General features: G+C 35.7%; 21 protein-coding genes and 1 riboswitch. Of the genes, 16 read left to right on the plus strand and 5 right to left on the minus strand.

The annotated features are described in order from the left end of the window. Positions 1 to 304: 304 nt before the first annotated feature. Positions 305 to 3,724 carry a choice-of-anchor J domain-containing protein gene (locus C245_RS0121445; protein WP_026110210.1) on the minus strand — a complete coding sequence of 1,140 codons (3,420 nt, stop codon included), beginning with the start codon at positions 3,722 to 3,724 and terminating at the stop codon, positions 305 to 307. Positions 3,725 to 4,147: 423 nt separating this feature from the next. On the opposite strand from C245_RS0121445, the gene C245_RS0121450 reads away from it, so the two are divergent. The 3 genes from C245_RS0121450 to C245_RS0121465 all read left to right on the plus strand — a co-directional run bounded on the left by C245_RS0121450 (position 4,148) and on the right by C245_RS0121465 (position 6,097). Then, positions 4,148 to 4,624, plus strand: a complete 477-nt coding sequence (locus tag C245_RS0121450; protein WP_017498671.1) for a copper resistance protein NlpE — start codon at positions 4,148 to 4,150, stop codon at positions 4,622 to 4,624. Between the two features lie 305 nt (positions 4,625 to 4,929). Further along, complete coding sequence (locus C245_RS0121460) at positions 4,930 to 5,511, plus strand: pseudouridine synthase (RefSeq protein WP_017498673.1); 582 nt, start codon at positions 4,930 to 4,932, stop codon at positions 5,509 to 5,511. A gap of 127 nt (positions 5,512 to 5,638) precedes the next feature. Next, positions 5,639 to 6,097: a tRNA (cytidine(34)-2'-O)-methyltransferase gene (locus tag C245_RS0121465; RefSeq protein ID WP_017498674.1), complete on the plus strand. Its 459-nt coding sequence runs from the start codon at positions 5,639 to 5,641 to the stop codon at positions 6,095 to 6,097. 63 nt (positions 6,098 to 6,160) lie between these two features. Here the strand turns inward: C245_RS0121465 and C245_RS0121470 are convergent, their stop codons facing one another. The 3 genes from C245_RS0121470 to C245_RS0121480 form a co-directional block, all read right to left on the minus strand. Further along, a complete protein-coding gene (locus C245_RS0121470; protein ID WP_017498675.1) occupies positions 6,161 to 6,937 on the minus strand; it encodes an ABC transporter ATP-binding protein in 777 nt (258 codons plus the stop codon). Between the two features lie 120 nt (positions 6,938 to 7,057). Further along, positions 7,058 to 8,086, minus strand: a complete 1,029-nt coding sequence (locus C245_RS0121475) for an iron ABC transporter permease (RefSeq protein ID WP_026110211.1) — start codon at positions 8,084 to 8,086, stop codon at positions 7,058 to 7,060. 5 nt (positions 8,087 to 8,091) lie between these two features. Continuing rightward, a complete protein-coding gene (locus tag C245_RS0121480; RefSeq protein ID WP_017498677.1) occupies positions 8,092 to 9,234 on the minus strand; it encodes an ABC transporter substrate-binding protein in 1,143 nt (380 codons plus the stop codon). A gap of 179 nt (positions 9,235 to 9,413) precedes the next feature. On the opposite strand from C245_RS0121480, the gene C245_RS0121490 reads away from it, so the two are divergent. From C245_RS0121490 to C245_RS0121525, 8 genes are all read left to right on the plus strand, one after another. Next, positions 9,414 to 9,776, plus strand: a complete 363-nt coding sequence (locus C245_RS0121490; protein ID WP_017498679.1) for a DUF5522 domain-containing protein — start codon at positions 9,414 to 9,416, stop codon at positions 9,774 to 9,776. 44 nt (positions 9,777 to 9,820) lie between these two features. Then, a complete protein-coding gene (locus C245_RS0121495) occupies positions 9,821 to 10,195 on the plus strand; it encodes a four helix bundle protein (RefSeq protein WP_017498680.1) in 375 nt (124 codons plus the stop codon). A gap of 34 nt (positions 10,196 to 10,229) precedes the next feature. Beyond that, positions 10,230 to 10,739: a bifunctional adenosylcobinamide kinase/adenosylcobinamide-phosphate guanylyltransferase gene (gene cobU / locus C245_RS0121500; RefSeq protein WP_017498681.1), complete on the plus strand. Its 510-nt coding sequence runs from the start codon at positions 10,230 to 10,232 to the stop codon at positions 10,737 to 10,739. A gap of 113 nt (positions 10,740 to 10,852) precedes the next feature. Further along, entirely contained in the window at positions 10,853 to 12,532 is a 1,680-nt protein-coding gene (gene cobT / locus C245_RS24060; protein WP_026110212.1) for a nicotinate-nucleotide--dimethylbenzimidazole phosphoribosyltransferase, read from the plus strand. Positions 12,533 to 12,589: 57 nt separating this feature from the next. Continuing rightward, entirely contained in the window at positions 12,590 to 13,375 is a 786-nt protein-coding gene (locus C245_RS0121510; protein ID WP_017498683.1) for an adenosylcobinamide-GDP ribazoletransferase, read from the plus strand. Then, positions 13,360 to 13,893 carry an alpha-ribazole phosphatase gene (gene cobC / locus C245_RS0121515; protein WP_017498684.1) on the plus strand — a complete coding sequence of 178 codons (534 nt, stop codon included), beginning with the start codon at positions 13,360 to 13,362 and terminating at the stop codon, positions 13,891 to 13,893. Before C245_RS0121510 ends, cobC begins: the two co-directional genes overlap by 16 nt. A gap of 67 nt (positions 13,894 to 13,960) precedes the next feature. Further along, a riboswitch (cobalamin riboswitch) is annotated at positions 13,961 to 14,164 on the plus strand. Positions 14,165 to 14,190: 26 nt separating this feature from the next. After that, positions 14,191 to 16,044 (plus strand): TonB-dependent siderophore receptor, encoded by a 1,854-nt coding sequence (locus tag C245_RS0121520; protein WP_026110213.1) that lies wholly within the window; start codon positions 14,191 to 14,193, stop codon positions 16,042 to 16,044. 4 nt (positions 16,045 to 16,048) lie between these two features. Further along, on the plus strand, positions 16,049 to 17,101 hold the full coding sequence (locus tag C245_RS0121525) for a YncE family protein (protein WP_017498686.1): 1,053 nt from the start codon (positions 16,049 to 16,051) through the stop codon (positions 17,099 to 17,101). Positions 17,102 to 17,141: 40 nt separating this feature from the next. Here C245_RS0121525 and C245_RS0121530 read toward each other — a convergent pair whose 3' ends face one another. After that, positions 17,142 to 18,638, minus strand: coding sequence for a S41 family peptidase (locus tag C245_RS0121530; protein ID WP_017498687.1), 1,497 nt, complete (start codon positions 18,636 to 18,638; stop codon positions 17,142 to 17,144). Between the two features lie 163 nt (positions 18,639 to 18,801). Here C245_RS0121530 and C245_RS0121535 point away from each other — a divergent pair, with 163 nt between their 5' ends. The 5 genes from C245_RS0121535 to yiaA all read left to right on the plus strand — a co-directional run bounded on the left by C245_RS0121535 (position 18,802) and on the right by yiaA (position 21,403). Further along, on the plus strand, positions 18,802 to 19,311 hold the full coding sequence (locus C245_RS0121535) for an RNA polymerase sigma factor (protein WP_017498688.1): 510 nt from the start codon (positions 18,802 to 18,804) through the stop codon (positions 19,309 to 19,311). Continuing rightward, positions 19,298 to 19,756 (plus strand): hypothetical protein, encoded by a 459-nt coding sequence (locus tag C245_RS0121540; RefSeq protein ID WP_017498689.1) that lies wholly within the window; start codon positions 19,298 to 19,300, stop codon positions 19,754 to 19,756. The genes C245_RS0121535 and C245_RS0121540 overlap by 14 nt, the downstream gene beginning before the upstream one ends. A gap of 17 nt (positions 19,757 to 19,773) precedes the next feature. Further along, positions 19,774 to 20,301, plus strand: coding sequence for a DUF4252 domain-containing protein (locus C245_RS0121545; RefSeq protein WP_017498690.1), 528 nt, complete (start codon positions 19,774 to 19,776; stop codon positions 20,299 to 20,301). Position 20,302: 1 nt separating this feature from the next. Then, positions 20,303 to 20,842: a DUF4252 domain-containing protein gene (locus C245_RS0121550; RefSeq protein WP_017498691.1), complete on the plus strand. Its 540-nt coding sequence runs from the start codon at positions 20,303 to 20,305 to the stop codon at positions 20,840 to 20,842. Between the two features lie 162 nt (positions 20,843 to 21,004). Continuing rightward, positions 21,005 to 21,403 (plus strand): inner membrane protein YiaA, encoded by a 399-nt coding sequence (yiaA, locus tag C245_RS0121555; protein ID WP_017498692.1) that lies wholly within the window; start codon positions 21,005 to 21,007, stop codon positions 21,401 to 21,403. Positions 21,404 to 21,455 lie beyond the last annotated feature (52 nt).

Raw genomic sequence — 21,455 nt, forward strand, 5'->3', positions numbered from 1 at the left:
CGCCACTACAGTAAAAGTTTATAAGAAAGTAAATAATAAATGGGTTTGGTATCTGAACTTTCCAATTACTTAAAGTTAATATTTTTAAGTAGTGGTAAAGTTTTTATAAAACATTCTTTGAGTAAAATTCTATTGAAACGTATGGAAATCGCTTCGTAAGTTTATATAATAAGATTTAATTTTAAATAAAAAAAGCAGCCCAAATTTTACTTTGGACTGCTTTTACTTTTTTACTGAAAGCTATTGTAAACTGTTCAAAAGAAACCACAAATCAATTTCCTCCTCACATTTTACATTTCACTTCTTACTTTTTAACGATCTTACCTTTATAAACTACTTTATTATTCTCGGTTAGCGTATAAAAGTAAATCCCCGTTTGCAAATAACTTACCGGAACAGCCGTAGTACTTACATCCTGTGTTGCATTAATGTCAACTGGATTCCCTAATAAATGACCTGAAACATCGTAGAACTTCAATTTCAGTTTTTTATCAGTATTGGTTTTTACAATCACATTCACCACATCGGTAGTTGGATTCGGATAAGCCTGAACCGCATAACCATTCTTTGTTTCAAAATCGATGGTTGACAGATTTGAAGAGTTCAATATAAAACGGGCAATTACCGGACCGTGGTCTGAAGTTGTGGTGGTGTAACTTGCAATATCATTTCGAGGATCATATACTGCAGTAGAACCTGAAATATATTGATCCGTTAACTCATTAGAAATCATAATATGATCTAAAAATCCGCCTGAACTTAAAAAACTAAACGCCCCAGCCTGACTAATTTCTAAGGTTAATGCTTTATAATTGGCTGTATCTGTAACAAAACTTTCGTAAGAAGATGGATTAGGTGTAATAACTGACTTACTTACATCGTCATTATAATCTCCTAAAATCATTATATTAGCATTTGGGTATTGAACATCTAAACTATCTTTCAACACCTGCGCATCATATTTACGCATGTTATAACGAGAAATGTCCGAACCACTATTAGCACGTGCATGAAGATCTACCAGGTTAATTTCTTTTTTAATTCCATTTAAGTTAGTTTCAACTGTAACCATATATGGCAGACGACCAGATGAGAAAAAACTGCTGCTGGATCCTCCCGGATAATTATTCAAAGTTTTGGTACCAGCACGTAATTCATCATAAAATTTCTTAAACATAACACGTGTCTTCTTAACTGTGGTAGTTTGTGTATTATAAATCACGACCAATTTTTGTGGAGGAAAACTTGGATCTGAATTTGGATCCCATGAATAGGACCATGACGTAGAAATACTTTTATCAAATGTTTTTCCATTCACACTTATTTTCTGAATCAAAGCATCGATCTGAGCATCACTCGAAACTTCCTGAACTACATATACATCTGCATCAAGTTTATTCATAACTTTTGCTACATTTTCCAATTGTAACGTTTTATTCGTTGGTCCGTAAGCCGAAGTTGGAGCACCAAAAAACTCCAAATTATAAGTCACTACATCGTAAGTTTCTGCTTTTGGAAGAGAAGATCCCGTTAAAGAACCAATTTGTTTGTTTAATAAAGTTCCTGTTACTGTTAATGTGCCGGCAATTTTAAATTCTTTTGTAGTAGGTATGAATCTCGCATAAAGTGTTTTTCCTGCCAAAGCATCTGCCTCTGACAATGTAAAACTATTTTGGAATAAAGTATTATCCAAAGATATTTGATAACCAACCGGTGCCTTAATGGTAACGTCTCCATATCCTTTAGCTTTAAAAGCAAAAGATTGTGATGTCGAAACCGTATTTTGATCTACAGTCCCAAAATCTAAAACCGGATTTGAAGCTACATAACCTGTTTCATTTGCAATTGCATAATCATCAAATGACCACTCTGAAGCATTGTTAGATCCTCCTGCTGTCGTTTCGTACACCCACGCCAGATAAGTACTATTTGTTTTATAAGCTGTTAATTCTATATATTGAGATGCCGTGTAAGTTCCTGTAGTAGTTGGAAAACTTCCATCAATTTCTGTCCAAGTCGCTGTTTCCGGACTGCTAACACCGTCGTAATTTGTAGAAACCATTAATTTTAAGCCAGGTCCCGCATAAAACTTACGAGAATAAAAAGACAATAATGGTAATTTGTCAAATGTATCTAAACGCAATTTTGGAGAAATCAACCAATCTTTACTTGCTCCACTATCCGAAAATCCATTCATAAGAACTGCTCCTGTTCCAGAATTTATATTTCTGGCAGCATTAGTATAAGTCCATTTATTGGCAGCTCCTTCCAAATTGTATTGCGTCCATCCGCTGTTAGATAAAACATTAGGATCATCAAAATTTTGAATATACGGGTTAATTCCTCTTCCTGCCAGTGATATATGTTTAGCAACAGCATCGGTAGATTCATGTGTAATTTGACCTGTAAATGCACCTAATAAATTTGGATTAAACCTTACATAAACTGTCTTCGATGCATTTGATGCAAAGTCAGCTGCGGTATATGTTAGTGTTGAACCAAAGGTTACATTATCTTTTGAAATTGAAAAATTTGGAGTAACACTTAACACTAAATTGTCTTTCAGATCACTTGCCTGAATTTGATAGCTTTTAGAACCTGATTCAAAGTTTGTCTCAGAAGTACCTAAATCAAGTGCACTAACCGTTGTTGTTATTTCTGGTAATGCAACTGCCGTTGTTATTACGTCTACTTTAGTTACTGTACCCTGAATATTTTCGTAAGCATCTTCAGAAACCGAGAATACGGAATAAGCCGTTGCAGCAGATAAACCTGTAAAGTTTTTAGTATAAGCCAAAGCTACATCAGCAATATTTAAAGATCCTGACTGCAGAGCTGCAGTACCGCTAGCATCAAGACCCAATTTTACCTGAGCTGCAGTTGGAGCAGTACTTCCACCAGGAAGCAATACATAATAAGTTTTTCCTATTTCATCTAACTTATCTGAAAAATCAAAATTAGTGGACGAGATATTTGTTGTCTTTGGGAATCCTGCTACGTTTACCGGTGCAGTGTGATCCGCATTAATATCGATATTATCTATTGCAAAAGATTGACGTGAACCTACAGATCCGGAAATCAGTCGGGCAATCCATCTTATTTGAACTATTGGCTGATTATCACAATTAGCAGGTAATGTTACTTTAATACGTGTTGTTCTTAAGTCTAATGGAGTTATAACCGCTGCTACAGTCTGCAAGGTTGTACTGTTGTTTGAATATGCAGGTGATAAAGTTGTAAAAGCACCGGTAGTTCCTACACGATACTGTAATGCCATTTCTTGCAAACGATTGTTGCTTCCTCCATCATATAAATTACGAATAATCATCGCATCGTAATATACGTTAACTGTTTGGCTCCCCAAACTTGAAAATGCAAAACCAATTGCAAAATCTCCGGATGTTGAATTCAAAAACCCGATTTTATCGTCATAATTATGGATACCTCCCGAATTGACATTAGAATTACTATTTTTCACTAATGCCCTATCTCCAGTTAATCCTGTATTCCAGACAGCAGTATTTTGATTTCCGCCATTAGCTGTCCAACCCTGAAAACCAGGAATATCAACATAAGTGTCGGCAGCGGCCGGTAACCCATCAAAATTTTGTTTATACGGAATGGACTGCACCGGAGGCATAGTTTGAGCTAAAACAGCTCCAGAAAAGCAACCAGAAAAACATAAAAAAGCCAGAAGCTGGCGAGAAAAGTAAAGTTTTTTCATAAGTAATTTAAAAATAGAGTTTTTAGAAATCAAATTTATATTCTTTAAAGTTAACAGAATATTGTGAAAACATAAACTTATCGTATCGCGCTTTTGTGAAAATTTTCCAACAAAAAACAAATTATTCGTCAGTTCTTTCAATTATTCTTAGATCTGGCGCGACTTCACAAAATATTTTATTTTTGTACGAATTAAGAGATTATCACAATTTAACAAGTTATTTCTTTTTTAAAATTTCTCTGTCACAAAATCAAAAGGACTTAATTTACCCCCTAAATATTTTTAACGACATTATTTTTCCTCATTAGTCTATGCTATTAGAACTCCTAAAACTGAAAAATGAATCCTTAAATTTCACTTTTTCTATCTGTACAATTTTCTTTACCTTTAAGTCGTTTTAGGCATTAACAAATACGATACAACATGAAAAACTTATTTATTTTTTCGGCTCTATTTTCTCTGCTGCTGTCCTGCAATACAAAAACAACTAAAGAAAACAACACTACAAACAAGGAAACGGTCACTAAAACCAACAACAGTTTCAGCAAAACAACAATATATGAAGGAATAATTCCGTGCGCTGATTGCAGTGGAATTCAAATGACCTTGAAAATCTACAACGATTATAGTGTTTCACAAAACAATAAATTTGAACTCATAAGTGTCTACCAGGGAAAAGAACCCGGAAATGTCTTTACCCAAAAAGGAAATTTTAATACAGAAAGAGGATTAGATAAAGATCCGGACGGTACAATTTATGTCCTAAACTGGGATCAGCCTGAAGAAAAACAGCTGTACTATGGCTATTATAGTTCTAATCCTGAAAAGATCTATCTACTGGATAAAGACAGAAAAAGGATTAAATCTGATCTAAACTACTTTTTGACTTTAAAAAAATAACCTCTTTAACAGTATTTACTAACGATTCAATCCAGAATTATGAACTTCTTCAAAATCAAAACTTCCTGGTCTAATGCTGAATTTATTGGAATCAAATTGTGTATCGCTTCAGCTTACGTATTAATTGGAAGTTATTTTCATGATTTTTTCAAAAATTATTATCTCCCAATTCTAGTCCTATTTGCAATTACGACAATCTGGTTTGTTCTGCAATGGCTAAAAAAAATGAAACATGAAAAATCTAAATCTTAAGATTTCCTTTTAAACTCTGCAAACAAAGTTATCTTTGCAGTCAAAAAACAAATATGCATCACCATTTTCTTCTTTTTAAACCTTACGGCTATCTAAGTCAGTTTATTTATGAATTGAAGAGAAAGAAAAAGCTTTTAGGTGAATTATATAATTTCCCCGAAGGTACTATGGCCATCGGAAGACTTGATGAAGACTCTGAAGGTTTACTTTTATTGACGACAGACGGAAGGATAAGCGAACTGGTAAGAAGCAAAAAAGTAGACAAAGAATATTACGTTCAGGTCGACGGAATCATCACTCCCGAAGCAATCGAGGCCTTACAAAAAGGCGTTGAAATAGGTTTTGATGGCGGTAAATACAAAACCAGACCCTGCACTGCTTTTATCGTTACCGAAATTCCGGATTTTGGTCCAAGAGCCAAAAAAATCAGAGATGAACGCCATGGCCCAACCTCCTGGGCTTCTATTACAATAAGAGAAGGAAAATTTCGTCAGGTTCGGAAAATGACCGCGGCTGTTGGATTTCCAACTTTAAGACTGGTTCGTGTTCGCATAGGAAATGTATCTTTGCAAAACTTAAAAGCCGGAGAAGTGATGGAAGTGACTGATTTTAATTTAGACAATGAGATAATTTGATAATTAGATAATGTGACAATTATTATTTAAAAGAATAAAACACTCATACCCATTTCACATCTCACACTTTACATCTCACACTTTACATCTCACATTTCACACCTCATAACCCATAACTCAAAAAAAAATGCTAAACATAGTTCTTGTAGAGCCTGAAATCCCTAATAACACCGGAAACATTGGACGTTTGTGTGTGGGTACAGAAAGCCGATTACATTTAATTCACCCTTTTGGATTTGTAATTAACGATAAAAACCTGAAACGTTCGGGACTGGATTACTGGGTACATCTTGACGTTACCGAATATCCAAATATAGAAGAATGGATTCAGCAGATTCCTGATCAGTCACGCGTTTTTCTGATGAGTTCTCATGCCGAAAAATCATATCTCGAAACTGATTTTCAGGATGGAGACTGGCTTGTATTTGGCAAAGAAAGTGTAGGTTTAAGTAAAGAAGTGCTAGCCCGTTTTGAGAATCACCTCACCATTCCCATGTCAAAATTAATCCGAAGTTTTAATATTGCCAATTCTGTGGCTTTTGTGGTAGGAGAAGCAAAAAGACAAATCGGACTGAAAAATAGTTAGCCGTTTATTTCTTTAGTTTTAAAACGCTATTTCGGTCCCTTTGTAAAGTATTCGGCAGGTCTGCTACGTAATTACGAACTTTCCTTTTTCGGCATCAAAAATAATATGTTCGTCTTTGAATAGGGTGGCAAAACTTCCTTTTGAAATTAAATTGCATGGCGCATCCTGTACCACCAATTCAGGAGTCATAATAATCATTTCATCACTTAACTGAATTGCCAGATCGATGTCATGAGTCGAAAATAAAATACATTTCTGAGTTTCCTCTGTTAGTTTCTTGAGGAGTTTGAATAGCGAGACTTTGTGCAGCAAATCAAGATGTGTTGTCGGCTCGTCCAGAATAATCAACGGAGTATCTTGTGCCAAAGCTCGCGCAATTAAAACCTTCTGCAATTGTCCGTCACTAATTTCGAAATGCTTTTTCTGTGCCAGATGCTCTATTTGAGTCAACTCTAAAGCTTCCTGAACTTTCTCGATATCATTCTGACTTAAAGTCCCAATCCAATTGGTGTAAGGCTGACGTCCTAAAGCTACTAATTCGAAAACAGACAAATTACTTGGCGGTAGCTTTTCGGTTAAAACTAAGCTTAAATTTTGAGCCAATTCCAGAGGCTTATAGGTACTTATATTTTTTTCATTTAGAAAAACATGTCCTTTCAACGGCTGCTGAATTCCGGTAATCGTGCGAAGCAAAGTCGATTTCCCAATTCCGTTTGCACCAATTAACGAGATTAGTTTCCCCGAAGCTAAATTCAGATTTAGATTTTCAGCAATGGTCACAACTCCTTTCTTCGACTTGTAGCCGATATCGAGATCTTTTGTTTTTAAAATAGTAGTCATTGTTTAAAGGTACTAAGGTTCTAAGCTGCTAAGGTTCTAAGTTTTTTCTTCACCGCCTTTAATTTTTAAAAATCAATCTGCGAAAATCCGTTGAATCCGCTTAATCTGTGGCTAATTTATTTACTGAAAATTTCTTTTGCGCATGAGCAGCCAAACGACAATTGGTGCGCCAATTATAGACGTGATTGCATTAATGGGCAATGTGGTCTCTAGTCCCGGCATTTGTGATGCCATATCGCAAAACAACATAATTATTCCTCCGTAGAAAAAAGTACTCCAATATAAAACCGTGTGGTTACTCGTCTGAAAAGTCAATTTTGCAATGTGTGGCACTGCCAAACCTATGAATGCAACCGGCCCTGCAAAAGCAGTAACACTTCCGGCCAGAATACTTGTTGCAAAAATAATGATCAATCGGGCTCTCTTGTAATTCAACCCCATACTTTTGGCGTAATTTTCACCTAAAAGCAAGGCATTTAAAGGTTTAATACTTCCGGCACTCAAAAACAGACCAAAAGCAACACAAACTGCCAAAATCAAGATCGAAGTCCACGAAAGATTCCCAAGACTTCCCAAAGACCAAAAGGTAAATTTCTGCAATTGTTCTGCTGAACTAAAATACGTCAAGACCCCAACAATAGCACTGGTAAAACTGCCAAACATTAATCCGACAATTAAAATTGCCATCGTATTTCGTAAACGCTGTGCTACCAATAAAACCAATAGTAAAACCAAAACACTTCCTATTGTCGAAGCCAGTACAATTGCATACGGTGACAATAAAATCGAGTTTAAAAATGAAGGTAAAAAACCTGCCCCAAGAATCACGATCGCAACTGCCAGAATTGCTCCCGAACTTAAACCTAAAACATCAGGTCCTGCAAGTGGATTTCTAAACAAAGTCTGCATCAGCAAACCACTCACCGATAAACCAATACCAACCAACATAGCTGTAATAGCCTTTGGCAGACGATAATTGACAATAATATATTCCCAGGTCGATTTACTGGCATGGCTTCCCGTCATACTGTTATATACTTCCTTAAAAGGTATGGTTACTGATCCCAGGCTAATGTCTAAAAAAAACATAAACAATAAGGCCAGACCGAGTACCGAAAACAGTATTATATTTCGTTTTTTATGAATCAATGAACTTAGTTTAATTTAGAGGCAAAAGTAAATTCATAACTTGGCAACAACTCCGGGTGAAAAATCTTGATATAATCTTTTAATACTAAATCAGGACGGCTTGGTGCCAGCTCATAATAAACTGTTCCTCCCGTTGCTCCTGATTTACCTTCAAATGTATAAACATTCTTAGACTTGAAGGCATCAAATTCTGTATAATGAGGATTACTCTTTCCGAATTCGTCCAAACTTTTAAAGGAACCTGCAGCGATCCAGAAATTAGCCGTTTTGGCTTTCACTAAGACTTTTTCAAAAGACAAGCCTTCGCTTCCCGTACCTTTTAAATCGGCCCATAGGTAATTGGCCTGAGCATCTTTCATAAACTGCGCCACCCAACTGTTTCCTTTAGCTACATACCAGATATCTTCGTACATAGAACCATATAAAACACTTGAAGTTGCTGGTTTTCCCGCTACTAATTTTTTAGCCTGGTCATAACTCAAAACAATTTTATCAAACAACTCTTTCGCCTGTTCTTCTTTACCAAATAAAGCACCGTAGAGTTTAATCCACTCTGCTTTTCCAAGGGGAGATTGCTCCATCCAGTCGGCCTGAATCAAAACATTTAAACCGCTTTTTTTCAAATTATCAAGCATCGCATTGTTATTGTCTACTCCAAAAGTCACTATTAAGTCCGGAGACAACTCTATTAATTGTTCGATATTTAATTTCTCATTCTGCCCCACATTTTTAACGGCACCTTTGTCTATCAGTGCTCTGGTTTTTTCTGAGGAAATGTAATCGGTATGCGGAAAACCTACCAATTTATTCTCTACTTCCAGCATCTCCAAAAACGGAATGTTAGTCGTTGAAGTCACTACAATTGACTCCAAAGGAACTTTGATAGTCGTGTACTTTTGTAAACTGTCCGGTACTTTCGCTTCTTTCTCTTTCAGTACATAAGTAAACTTGGTATGGGCATCCGGCCAGGGATCTGAAACAGTTACTACCGAATATCCTTCGTGCTTTATAATCGAGAGTCCGGACGCATATTCGATACTATTTTTTTCGGTTTCCGTTTTTACAATCTCCGAAGATTCATTTTTTTTGCATCCGATTAGAAGAAAAAAAGGTAAAACAAAAATCATTTTTGGCAGTAAATGTCTCATATATAGGTTCTGTTATTTTTTTTAAAGGGCTCAGTTTCATCATGCTGCTTATATGGCATATAATTTGAATCGTCTTCCTTATAAATTTTACAATTTCATTACTGACAAAGGTAACGCAATTTCTATTTTTTTTATCTACCTTTATTCCTACAAAATCAAATAAACATCATTTTTCCCTAATGAATCCCATAAAAACCAAAGTCTGCTCGAGCTGTGAATCTTCTTTCAGCTGTGGAGATACTTCAAATGAAAACAAGTGTTGGTGTAATGATTTCCCCCCTATTTTTAATCTTTCCGAAGGAGGCGACTGTCTTTGCCCCGTTTGTTTTAAAGAAGCCTGCGAAGATAAAATCGACGCTTACGTAGAAACGCTTACCCCACAAAAAGCTCTTAAAAATAAAGCCATATCTTTACCCAAACAAGAAAAGTTAATCGAAGGAATTGATTATTATTTGGAAGACGGAAATTATGTTTTCAAAGCCTGGTTTCACTTAAAAAGAGGAAGCTGCTGCGGAAACGAATGCCGACATTGTCCTTACTAATTGTTAATTGTGAATTATTGATTATAAATTGCTAGTTGTGAATTATGAAAGAGAATATAATCAAAGATAAGAGTTTTGATTTTGCGATTCGAATAGTTAAATTATATCAGTACCTATCCGTCGAGAAAAAAGAATTTGTCCTTTCTAAACAGCTTCTGCGATCTGGAACAAGCATAGGAGCTATGGTAAGGGAAGCAGAACATGCTGAAAGCAAAAATGATTTTATTCATAAATTTGCAATTGCCCAAAAAGAGACCAATGAAGCTGTTTATTGGTTAGAATTACTAAAAGCAACCAATTACTTAAATGAAAAAGAGTTTGCGACTATTAATAATGACGCCATTTCAATATTAAAATTAATAACAAGTATTATCAAAACGACCAAAAGTCAAATCCCTCCTAAACAGCCTCTTCTTTAAATTAACAATTAACAATTAACAATTAACAATTAAAATGATCTACCTAATTACAGGAGGCGAACGATCAGGAAAGAGCAGTTACGCCCAAAGCCTGGCCTTACAACTTTCAGATACCCCTATATATGTAGCGACAGCTAGGAAATGGGACTCTGATTTTCAAAACAGAATTGACAGACATCAACAAGAACGCGACGAACGCTGGACCAATATTGAAAAAGAGAAATACTTAAGCGAAATTGACTTTTCCGGAAAAGTAGCTTTAATAGATTGCGTTACCCTTTGGCTGACCAACTTTTTTGTCGACCATAAAAATGAGGTTACTTTAAGTTTAGAGGAAGCAAAAAAAGAATTTCTATCCATAGCGCAACAGGAAAATGCTACGCTGATTATTGTCACAAATGAAATCGGAATGGGTGTTCATGCCGAAACTCATATCGGCCGAAAATTTACCGAACTTCAGGGTTGGATGAATCAGTTTTTGGCTTCAAACGCAGATGAAGTGGTTCTAATGGTTTCGGGAATTCCTGTTAAGATAAAAGGATAGTGATCGAAAGAAAATCCAATTTTTAAATCCCAAATTACAATACGATACTTTATCTTTACGGTTACTATTCTACAAACCCGAAGTTTTTGGAATTTAAAAATTGGAATTTAAAAATGAGTCATTTAGACGATATACTAAAATCACGTCGTGATACCCGCCATTTTACAAATGACGAAGTTCCTGACGAAGTCATTCAGAAAGCACTTCAAGCCGGACATTGGGCACCGTCAGTTGGATTAACAGATGCTACCCGATATTATCTTATTAAATCTGCTGCGGTTAAAAGTACCATAAAAGAGCTTTTTTTAGATTATAACAAAAAAGCTGAGGAACTTACCGACAATCACGAACAAAAGGAACACTATAAATCCTTAAAACTGGAGGCCATTGAGGAAGCTCCAATCGGACTCATTATTGCTTATGATCGATCTGTACTGAACCAATTTACGATTGGAACGGTTGGCAGCAATGAAGCGGTAAAATTCAGTTCAGTTTGCGCTGCTCAGAACATCTGGCTCTCTCTCACTGAGCAGGGTTACGGAATGGGCTGGGTGTCTATTCTGAACTATTATCAGTTTAAAAAGATTCTCGATTTACCTGAAAACATTGAGCCGTTGGGGTATTTCTGCATCGGAAAACCTGCTACAAATTACGATAATCAACCCATGTTGCAGCAATTACACTGGAAACAAAAATCAGAGGCTCCAGATTGTAAGGAAATCAAAACTACCGTTGAAAATCTAATTCCGAATTTAAATTTAAACTCAAAAACAGAAAGCTCAAAAGATTTCAACTTCAGCACTCAGCTACAAGACAAAATAGATTCGAAGACCAAACCCATCGGCGCTTTGGGGACTCTCGAGACTTTAGCCTTTCAGATGGGAACTGTTTTTGAAACGTTAAACCCAAAAATCATAAATCCTTCTATCGTTGTTTTTGCTGCCGATCATGGCATTGCTAATCATGGCGTAAGCGCTTACCCGCAGGATGTCACAAGACAAATGGTGACCAATTTTCTGGAAGGCGGCGCTGCCATTAACGTCTTCTGTAAGCAAAATGACATTCAGTTATCCATCGTTGATGCCGGTGTTAATTATGACTTTCCAACCAATGCCAATCTGATTAATGCCAAAATAGCCAAAGGAACACAATCCTTTCTACACCTTCCCGCAATGAGTGAAGCAGAGTTACAATTGTGTTTTGAAAAAGGAAAAACGATTGTGGAAGACATTGCAAGAAAAGGCTCCAATTGTATTGGTTTTGGCGAAATGGGAATTGGAAACACCTCTACTGCCTCGGTATTGATGAGCCTTCTAACCGGATTCTCTATCGAAGAATGCGTAGGAAAAGGAACGGGTGTTGAAGATGAAAAATTACTTCAAAAACAAGACTTACTGCGAAAAGCTATTGAAAATTATACCGGTCCGGCCGAGTTAAAACAACAGTTGGCCTACTTTGGAGGTTTTGAAATTATACAAATTGCCAGCGGGATGTTAACTGCTTTTGAGAACAATATGCTCCTTCTGGTAGATGGCTTTATTTGCAGCACGGCCTTCTTAATTGCTTCAAAAATAAATCCTGCTATTCATAAAAATGCAGTCTTCTGTCATTGTTCTGCCGAGAAAGCACATCAGAAATTATTAGATTATTTAAATGCAAAACCTATTCTGAATCTGGATTTGCGCTTGGGAGAAGGTACAGGCTGTGCGATTGCCTTTCCAATTCTGAAATCAGCTGAAGTTTTTCTGAATGAAATGGCCAGTTTTGAAAGCGCGGGCGTTAGCAGAAAATAGTTTTCAATCTCAGTTTACAATTTTATCCTTTAATTTTGCCCTAATCAATTATCTTAAATGAAAAAAGAACTGCATATTTTCTTTACCTGTTTAATGTTTTACACCAGAATCCCGTGTCCTAAAAACATCAATCATGATCCTGACTATTTAAATAAGGCAACACGATATTTTCCTTTCATTGGCTGGATTGTTGGGAGCATTTCCTTTCTGGCTTTCTATCTTTTCTCGCTTTTTCTCTCTATTGAAACCGCAGTACTTTTGGCTATTATCGCCTCAATATTAACCACGGGAGCTTTTCATGAAGACGGTTTCGCCGATGTTTGTGATGGTTTTGGAGGCGGTTGGACCAAAGAAAAAATTCTGCTTATCATGAAAGACAGTGCGATTGGAGCTTACGGAGCGATTGGTTTAGTTTTACTATTTCTATTAAAATTCAAACTGCTCTCAGAATCCATTTCACTTTTTACTACTAACATTTTTCTAATTTTCCTCTTATTCATTTCGGCCCATTCCTTAAGTCGCCTTGCAGCAATATCAATTATTTTCACACATGAATACTCCCGCGATGATGCGACGAGTAAAAGCAAGCCTATAGCTAAGAAACACGGTTGGAAAGAAATTACAGGTTCGTTCTTCTTCGGACTAATTCCATTATTGGTACTTTCATTTTTTCAATCTAAATCTCTTTTGGCAATTATTCCCGTATTCATCATTCGTTATTTTTTAGCCCGCTATTTCCAAAAATGGATTGATGGTTATACAGGAGACTGCCTGGGAGCAACGCAACAGGTTTGTGAAGTTATTTACTATTTAAGCATTCTTCTGATATGGAAATTTATCTAGTTCGTCATACCGAAACAACCTGCGAAAAAGGGATCTGCTACGGTCAGACCGATGTAGATTTGGCTGTTCCATTCGAAGAAACCTTTAAGGATATTGTCTCGCAATTACCTCCTAAGGCCCTACTCTTTTCAAGTCCTTTGAAACGTTGTACTATGCTGGCAGAATACATTCAAAATACGATAAAACCTGCTTCCTTTATTATGGACGATCGTTTAATGGAAATGAATTTTGGCGATTGGGAATTGAAAAACTGGGATGCAATTCCTGCGGAGGAACTTAATCCCTGGATGGAAGATTTTGTCACCACGCAAGTCCCAAATGGGGAGTCTTTTACAATACTTCATGAAAGAGTGGGTACGTTTTTAGAAGATTATGTTTTCAACCAGACAGCTCCTGTAGTCATTGTCTCACATGCGGGTGTGATCAGAAGTATTTTATGTCATCAGTCCGGATTACCACTAAAAGACGCTTTTACCAATAAAGTAGCGTTCGGACAGGTTATTAAAATAGTGAATTAAATTATCATTTGTTCAGAATCCCTCTCCAAAACGAAAACAAATTTGAAAATTCAATAATTTTAACTTTATCTTTGCAGAAAATTAAGGTTGTGTTCATTCATACACATTAAAAGGGAATCAAGTCATAAATCTTGAGCTGTACCCGCAACTGTAAGCTTTGTTCTGAAAAGAATGCTTGTTGTTAACTACAAAACCACTGCTCGCGCTGACGAATGGGAAGGTAAACAACAAGACGCAAGCCAGGAGACCTGCCTTTGTAATCAATATCGAGCTCTCGGGAAAAAGAGTGTAGAAATTATGACTTTGAAAAAACTTTTTGCTCTTTGTTTCTTATTGTTGTGCCAGATTACTGTGGCGCAGAACGATTCTATTACGAAACTTAAAACAGTCGTCGTTTCTGACGCTAATCTGAAGAAATACTCCAATTCACAATCGGTTTTAAAACTAAATGACTCTGTTATTGGCAAAAATGAAGCCTTATTAACGGATTTGTTAAACTTTAATTCGACCATTTATTTTAAAGAGTACGGCCGTGGAATGCTTTCTACAGTTGCCTTTAGAGGTACAACATCATCGCAAACGGCTGTAATCTGGAACGGAATCAACATTAATTCTCAAATGAACGGAAGTACTGATTTTAATACCATTTCCGGATCCGATTATAATTCTATAAGTGTAAAAGCAGGAGGCGGAAGTGTTATTTACGGTAGCGGAGCCGTTGGAGGAACCGTACACTTGAATACAGATCTCGCCTTTTACAATAAATTTGAAAACAGTTTAAGATTGGATTACGGAAGTTTCAACACGATCGGAATTAATTATAAAACAAGTATCTCCAATAAAAAATGGAGTACTCAGATTGGTTTTTCTAAAAATAGTTCTACAAACGATTATAAATACCTGAACCAATACAACTGGAAAGGCGAACAGCGCTGGAATCAAAACGGTCAGTATGATGTTATTACCCTAGGTGCCAATGCAGGATATAAAATCAACGACAAAAACAGTTTAAAGCTATATACCCAAACCTCAAACACAGACCGAAATACCTCATTAGTTTCGGAATCTGAAACTAAAAGTAAATATGTAAATGGTTTTAATCGGAACTTATTGGAATATGATGGTGATTTTGGCAGATTCAAAACCAATTTAAAAACAGCCTATATTTTTGAGAACTATAAATATTATGCCGACAACTCGAGCAATATTTATACGTACGGAAAAACAGAAAGCCTGACTACAAAAGCAGATTTAGGCTATCAATTATTAGAATCGCTGCAAGTAAATGGTATTCTGGACTACAACCGGACTAAAGGATACGGAAGTGGTTTTGGTGATAATGTCAGAGAAATAAGTTCTGCTGCTTTACTTATAAAACAAGATATTTCTGCGGACTGGAAAAACGAATTTGGGGTTCGTAAAGAGTTTACAGACAATTACAAATCACCCGTTCTATTCTCCGCAGGTTCCTCCTATCAATTTGGGAAACTGTACAATTTAAAATTGAATGTATCCCGTAATTTCCGAATTCCAACTTTCAATGATTTGTACTGGGAACAAGGCGGAAATCCTAATTTAAAACCGGAGAGTTCTTATCAGGCCGAAATTGGAAACGTTTTCACCATTAAGAACTTCTCTTTGACTCAGACTTTTTATTATATCAAAATAAAAGATCTATTGCAATGGGTCCCGGGAGCTAATGGTATCTGGTCACCGCAAAACACAGACAAAGTAAACAGTTACGGAGCCGAAACACTATTGAGTTGGAAAAAGAGTTTTGGCAAAAACAACCTGACTGCAAATGCGACGTATGCCTATTCAATTTCAGAAAATGTAGAAACCAAAAAGCAATTGTTTTTTGTTCCTTTTCATAAAGTAACCGCTGCCATCGCTTACTCAAGAAATAACATTTCAGCCAATTATCAATTTCTGTATAATGGATTTGTGTACACACAAGCTGACAATGACCCCGAAAAAATCGTATCGGCTTACACTGTTTCGAACATTGGTGTAGACTACGATTTTAAACTTTTATCTTCTTTCAAAGTAGGCATTCAGGTTTTGAATGTTTGGAACACCTTCTATCAAAGTCTGGAATACCGACCTATGCCCGGAAGAAATTATAACCTGTACTTAAACTTTAAATTTTAAAATAATGAAACTAACTAGATTATTCCTATTAGCATTAAGCGCATCGCTTTTTGTTTCTTGCTCTAATGACGACTCTGACGGACCTAAGGGAGTTTATGATAATGGCGTTTTCATCTTAAATGAAGGAAACTTTACTGACGGTGGCTCCGTTTCTTTCATATCTGACGATTTAAATATTTTCACAAAAGATGTTTACAAGACAGTAAACAGCAGTGATTTCGTTGGAAAATATCTTCAAAACATCTTTTTTGACGGAGACAAGGCTTATATTATTGCCGGTGGATCAAATGTTATTAATGTAGTAGACCGTTATAGTTTTAAATTGATTGCAAAAATTGACACCGGACTTGCTAACCCTCGCTATGGTGTTGTAAAGGATGGTAAAGCTTATGTAACTAATGCTAATACCTATCCTAGCTACACTGACCCGGAAAAAAACCCTAACGCCAATATTGACGATTATGTTGCCGTAATTAATCTAAGCACAAATACTGTTGAATCTAAAATCGAATTGAAAGGTACAGGAAACAGAATTGTGTTAGATAATGGAAAACTATACATCACTGAGCCAAATAACAGCGACAAGTTGTTGGTGGTAAACATTACAACCAAAACAGTAGAAACTGTTACTATTGGTTCAGATGCAGATTCAATTGAAGAAGAAAACGGAGTTCTTTTTATCCTTAGAAAACCTTACGGTGCTGCCGGGGAAATTGTAAAAGTAAAAATTTCAGACAAATCTGTTTCCAAAATTGCTTTACCTGCTAATTTAGGAAATGCTGGTCAATTAGATATTGAAGATGGTAAGATTTATTATACTGCTTCAAGTTCTGTTTATGTTATGAATACTACTGCTACAACAGCTTCTACTACACCAATCTTAACTTCTCCTGTAGGTTATTTATACGGATTTGCAGTAAACGATAATCGTATATATCTTGCTGACGGAGGTGATTTTAAATCAAACAGCAAAGCTTACATCTACAATTTAAGCGGAACATTACAAAAAGAATTAACTGTTGGTGTTGGACCAAACGGTTTCTATTTCAACGATTAATTCCTGTAATTCGTTTAGATTATGACATAAAAAAAGGCTTTCATTTCTGAAAGCCTTTTTTTTTTATTTTCAATGCTCGTAAAAGTCCTTCCGGAGCTTTTTCAATATACATTTGATTTTTAATTCCGTCCATTGCTTTAGCATCTGTAAATGCCTTCAGCGTTACCCCACTGTCATCTCCTGCTTTTTTCGCGCTGATTCCTGTTATTTGAGATATTGCCACACTCAACAACGGTTCATTTGGATCTCCTAAAACTCCTAAGTTCGTAATGCGTTCTAATTTTTCATACGTTGGTTTCAAACCGTCTGTGTATTCTCCAAAATCAGATGCATTTACAATTTTTAAAACCAAAGGCTGCATGGCATATTTATGATTTGGATTACGGTTCGTTTTTCCAAAAGTTGGAGAATCATATAAGGTTACCGATCCCACATTTTTTCCAACAGTAGTCTCTCCTACCTGAACTACAGAAATATAAGGTACTAATCCGTTTATAACCAATTCACTTGCCGATGCTGTACCGCTTGTGGTTATAATATAAACTTTAGTCAAGTTCAGGCTATTAATCGCCGCACCGTCCATTTTATCTACAAATTTATTAAGCAGCGACTCAGGGTCTTCACTTTGATAATATTCGTTGATTTTGGCATTCCATTTCTCTTTCGAAAAAACTTTGCCGGTAAACTGTCCGGTAATCATGCTCGCCAAACGGGTTGAAGTTTGTATTGAGCCTCCTCCGTTATATCTTAAATCTAAAACCAAATCAGTAACACCCTGCGCTTTTAGTTCTCCAAAAGCCGCATTAAGCTGTGCATCATAATTGGCATAAAAACCATTGTACATCAAATAACCGATTTTTCGACTTCCGGATGTAATCACTTTATTGATAAAAACAGGATTTTCATCTAAAGTTGTTTTTACTAATGCAACTGTTTTTCCGTTACTATCAAAACCGGTACCATTAAAAGTAGCCATATTCAATGTATAACTATCCGCTGCCAATAGCGACTGATAATTTGAAACCGTCAAAGAAGTTCCGTTAATACCTGTAAAAAGATCCCCTCTTTTGATGTCTTTCTTAGAAGCATCAGAATTAGGTATAATATAACGTACATAACCCACTAAATCTGTAGTACTTCCCGGTTTGTAACTCAATCTAAAATCCAGGCCATTATTTTTTGAAGTTCCCTGAAGTTCCTGCTCTAAAACAGTATAATCGTCAACAATCCAGCTAAAACGATCAATTGCCTGACCTTTTGGAAATTTACTTATGGGTTTATTCAATAAATCCTGAAATAATTCTTCCGGTTTAGAATATCCTCTCAAAAAAGCATTTAAGGCTTCCTGATTGCTAAAACGGTCATCTGCCAAAGTAGGAACATCAGCTTGCCATAAATAAAACTGATTCAGTCCTTTCCAGACAAAATCATTAACCTGCAACGAGGCCGGAGCCGCTACATCATCCTGATCTTCACAGGATTGTAAAGAAAAAGCAAGTAAAAATAATAACAGTACGCTTCTTAATATTGTCTTCATATAGTAAATATCTATGTAGTAGTAACGTAAAAATACTATCTTTAGTTTTAACTCTAAGAATTTTATTGCTTTTTTTATTGTAAAAAAAATTTAATACCCCGTGTAACAAAAATAATAGTGTCTCGTCTTCACTATATAAGCTAACGAATAACCAACAAATTTTATGAATCAGAATGTGTTTATAGAATTAATAAATCCTTTCAAAGACAAAGTTTTTCGTCTGGCAAAAAGATTGTTAACCAGTACCGAGGAGGCTGAAGATGCCACTCAGGAAGTTATGGTAAAGTTATGGAACAAAAAAGATTCTTTGGACTCCTATAATAGTGTTGAAGCTATTGCAATGACAATGACCAAGAATTATTGTCTGGATCAGTTGAAATCGAAAAGGGCCGGAAATCTTAAAATTGTACATAATAATTATACGGACCGGGAGCCTCAATTGGACAAAAAACTGGAGGATTCGAATAGTCTAGAATGGGTTGAAAAAATTATAAGCCAATTACCGGAACAATTACAAATATTAATTCAGTTGCGGGATGTAGAGCAATATGAATTTGACGAAATTGCGAAAATTGTCAATATGAACGAAACGGCTATACGTGTAGCCCTTTCAAGAGCGAGAAAAAAAATAAGAGAATCAATGGTTAATACACACAGTTATGGAATTCAATAAAATAGAAGATATATTAGAAAAATACTTTCAGGGAGAAACCACGATTGCCGAAGAAAATCAATTAAAAGAATATTTTTCTTCACCGGATGTTGCGCAGCATTTGGAGCAATACAAACCAATGTTTGGTTATTTCTCTCAGGTAAAAGAACAGAAATCGACGCAGACGATCCCACTAAAAACTAAAAAACGAAATGTGGCGTGGTTATCGATTGCAGCTTCAGCTGTTGTTTTACTGGGAATTGGAACTTATTTCTATACGAGCGAAAAAAATGCAACTCCGGTTACAGCTCAATCAGAATTAGGAACCTATGATGATCCGGAAGAAGCACTTGCCGCAACGCAAAAAGCTTTAGCTTTATTATCAAACAATGTTAATGTAGGTATTGAAAGTGTACAATACATTAAAGAATACGAACAATCAAAAAACAAAATTTTTAAACAGTAATTTAAATCTCAATCAAAATGAAAAATTTCATCATAACACTAGTTTTAGCATTCGTTAGCCACACTTTTTATGCTCAGGGAGCATTTGATAAGTATGATGGTCAGGACGATGTAACCTCAGTAATCGTAAACAAAAAAATGTTTGATTTAATGAGTAAAGTAAAGGCCGACACTTCTGATAAAGAAACACAACAGTACATTAATCTGATTAAAAAATTAGACTACTTAAAAGTGTTTACCACTAAAAATCCTAAAATTGAAGCTGACATGAAAGCTTCTGCAGACAAATATGTAAAAACTGCCGGTTTAGAGGAACTAATGAGAGTAAACGATGGCGGTAAAAATGTTAGAATCCTGATCAAATCAGGATCAAGTGATACGCAGGTAAAAGAATTACTAATGTACATCGACGGAGCTAAGGGCAGTGAAACTGTATTACTGTCTCTTATTGGTAACTTTGACTTAAACGAAATCTCAGTACTAACAGATAAGATGCAACTTCCTGGTGGGTCTGACTTAAAAAAAGCTTCTAAAGGCAGAAAATAAGATGAAAGCAAACGTTATTACCTCAGCCCTATTAGTTTTACTGACTTTAGTAAGTTGTAATTCTACCCCTTCATTGCAGAAGTATTTTGTTGAAAACACAGACAACAAAGATTTTATTGCACTTGACATTTCATCATCGATTCTAAATGTGGAGAAAGCAAAATTATCTGCAGAGCAAAATGAAGCCTTAAAATCATTCGATAAAATGAATATTCTGGCTTTCAAAGAGACGTCTAAAAATCAGGCGCAATTTGAAACAGAACGCAGCAAATTGAAAGAGATCTTGAAAAATCCAAAATACCAGGAATTAATGAAGGTCGGTTCAGGTAAAGACGGCGCATCAATAAGTTATGTAGGAGCCGACGACAACATCGAAGAATTTGTGGTTTTTGCCAACAAAAAAGAAAGTGGTTTTGTAGTGGTACGTGTGTTAGGAAAAAACATGAACCCTAACAACATTATGACCTTGATGTCGGTTATGAAACAATCTAATATTAACATGGATCAATTAAAACCTTTGCAGCAATTAATGAAACCATAACATCTTACTTTATATTAAAAGAAGAGAGCTCCGTAATCCGGAGCTTTTTTTATTTAACATTTTTAGAAGATAATACTGAATAATATTACTTGCGTTTGTTTTGAGATGACCCGAATTTATCTATATTTGTTCATCAACCAAAACAAAATTATTAAACTAAGTATGGTACAAAAAACATCGAACGCCTTTATTGCGGCATCATGGGTAGCTCTTGGAGCAGGAACAGTTGGATTTATAGTAGGACTTGCAAGAGCCGAAATGCTTTTAAACGAAAAAGGATATTATTTCACCGTTTTAATGTTTGGTCTTTTTGCTGTTGTCTCCTTACAAAAAAGTGTCAGAGACAGACTGGAAAAACTTCCGGTAACTGATATGTATTACGGAATCTGCTGGTTCGGAACTCTTTTATCTATTGTATTATTAATCGTTGGCTTATGGAATGCTACGATCTTACCAAGTGAAAAAGGTTTTTATGCTTTTGCTTTTTTATTGGCTCTTTTTGGAGCTATTTCGGTACAAAAAAATACGAGAGACAATATGGCGTACTCTTCAAATGAATAATATTTCAAACTAGAATTAATCAAAAACAACTTCCAAAATTAACCACAAAAAA

This window comes from Flavobacterium sp. WG21 (assembly GCF_000335775.1).
GTDB classification, from domain to species: domain Bacteria; phylum Bacteroidota; class Bacteroidia; order Flavobacteriales; family Flavobacteriaceae; genus Flavobacterium; species Flavobacterium tructae.

What these genes read in the sequence shown, in the direction of transcription:
- C245_RS0121445 (WP_026110210.1), bottom strand. Translation starts at nt 3,724, where the DNA reads ATGAAAAAACTTTACTTTTCTCGCCAGCTTCTGGCTTTTTTATGTTTT.
- C245_RS0121450 (WP_017498671.1), top strand. Translation starts at nt 4,148, where the DNA reads ATGAAAAACTTATTTATTTTTTCGGCTCTATTTTCTCTGCTGCTGTCC.
- C245_RS0121460 (WP_017498673.1), top strand. Translation starts at nt 4,930, where the DNA reads ATGCATCACCATTTTCTTCTTTTTAAACCTTACGGCTATCTAAGTCAG.
- C245_RS0121465 (WP_017498674.1), top strand. Translation starts at nt 5,639, where the DNA reads ATGCTAAACATAGTTCTTGTAGAGCCTGAAATCCCTAATAACACCGGA.
- C245_RS0121470 (WP_017498675.1), bottom strand. Translation starts at nt 6,937, where the DNA reads ATGACTACTATTTTAAAAACAAAAGATCTCGATATCGGCTACAAGTCG.
- C245_RS0121480 (WP_017498677.1), bottom strand. Translation starts at nt 9,234, where the DNA reads ATGAGACATTTACTGCCAAAAATGATTTTTGTTTTACCTTTTTTTCTT.
- C245_RS0121490 (WP_017498679.1), top strand. Translation starts at nt 9,414, where the DNA reads ATGAATCCCATAAAAACCAAAGTCTGCTCGAGCTGTGAATCTTCTTTC.
- C245_RS0121495 (WP_017498680.1), top strand. Translation starts at nt 9,821, where the DNA reads ATGAAAGAGAATATAATCAAAGATAAGAGTTTTGATTTTGCGATTCGA.
- cobU (WP_017498681.1), top strand. Translation starts at nt 10,230, where the DNA reads ATGATCTACCTAATTACAGGAGGCGAACGATCAGGAAAGAGCAGTTAC.
- cobT (WP_026110212.1), top strand. Translation starts at nt 10,853, where the DNA reads ATGAGTCATTTAGACGATATACTAAAATCACGTCGTGATACCCGCCAT.
- C245_RS0121510 (WP_017498683.1), top strand. Translation starts at nt 12,590, where the DNA reads ATGAAAAAAGAACTGCATATTTTCTTTACCTGTTTAATGTTTTACACC.
- cobC (WP_017498684.1), top strand. Translation starts at nt 13,360, where the DNA reads ATGGAAATTTATCTAGTTCGTCATACCGAAACAACCTGCGAAAAAGGG.
- C245_RS0121520 (WP_026110213.1), top strand. Translation starts at nt 14,191, where the DNA reads ATGACTTTGAAAAAACTTTTTGCTCTTTGTTTCTTATTGTTGTGCCAG.
- C245_RS0121525 (WP_017498686.1), top strand. Translation starts at nt 16,049, where the DNA reads ATGAAACTAACTAGATTATTCCTATTAGCATTAAGCGCATCGCTTTTT.
- C245_RS0121530 (WP_017498687.1), bottom strand. Translation starts at nt 18,638, where the DNA reads ATGAAGACAATATTAAGAAGCGTACTGTTATTATTTTTACTTGCTTTT.
- C245_RS0121535 (WP_017498688.1), top strand. Translation starts at nt 18,802, where the DNA reads ATGAATCAGAATGTGTTTATAGAATTAATAAATCCTTTCAAAGACAAA.
- C245_RS0121540 (WP_017498689.1), top strand. Translation starts at nt 19,298, where the DNA reads ATGGAATTCAATAAAATAGAAGATATATTAGAAAAATACTTTCAGGGA.
- C245_RS0121545 (WP_017498690.1), top strand. Translation starts at nt 19,774, where the DNA reads ATGAAAAATTTCATCATAACACTAGTTTTAGCATTCGTTAGCCACACT.
- C245_RS0121550 (WP_017498691.1), top strand. Translation starts at nt 20,303, where the DNA reads ATGAAAGCAAACGTTATTACCTCAGCCCTATTAGTTTTACTGACTTTA.
- yiaA (WP_017498692.1), top strand. Translation starts at nt 21,005, where the DNA reads ATGGTACAAAAAACATCGAACGCCTTTATTGCGGCATCATGGGTAGCT.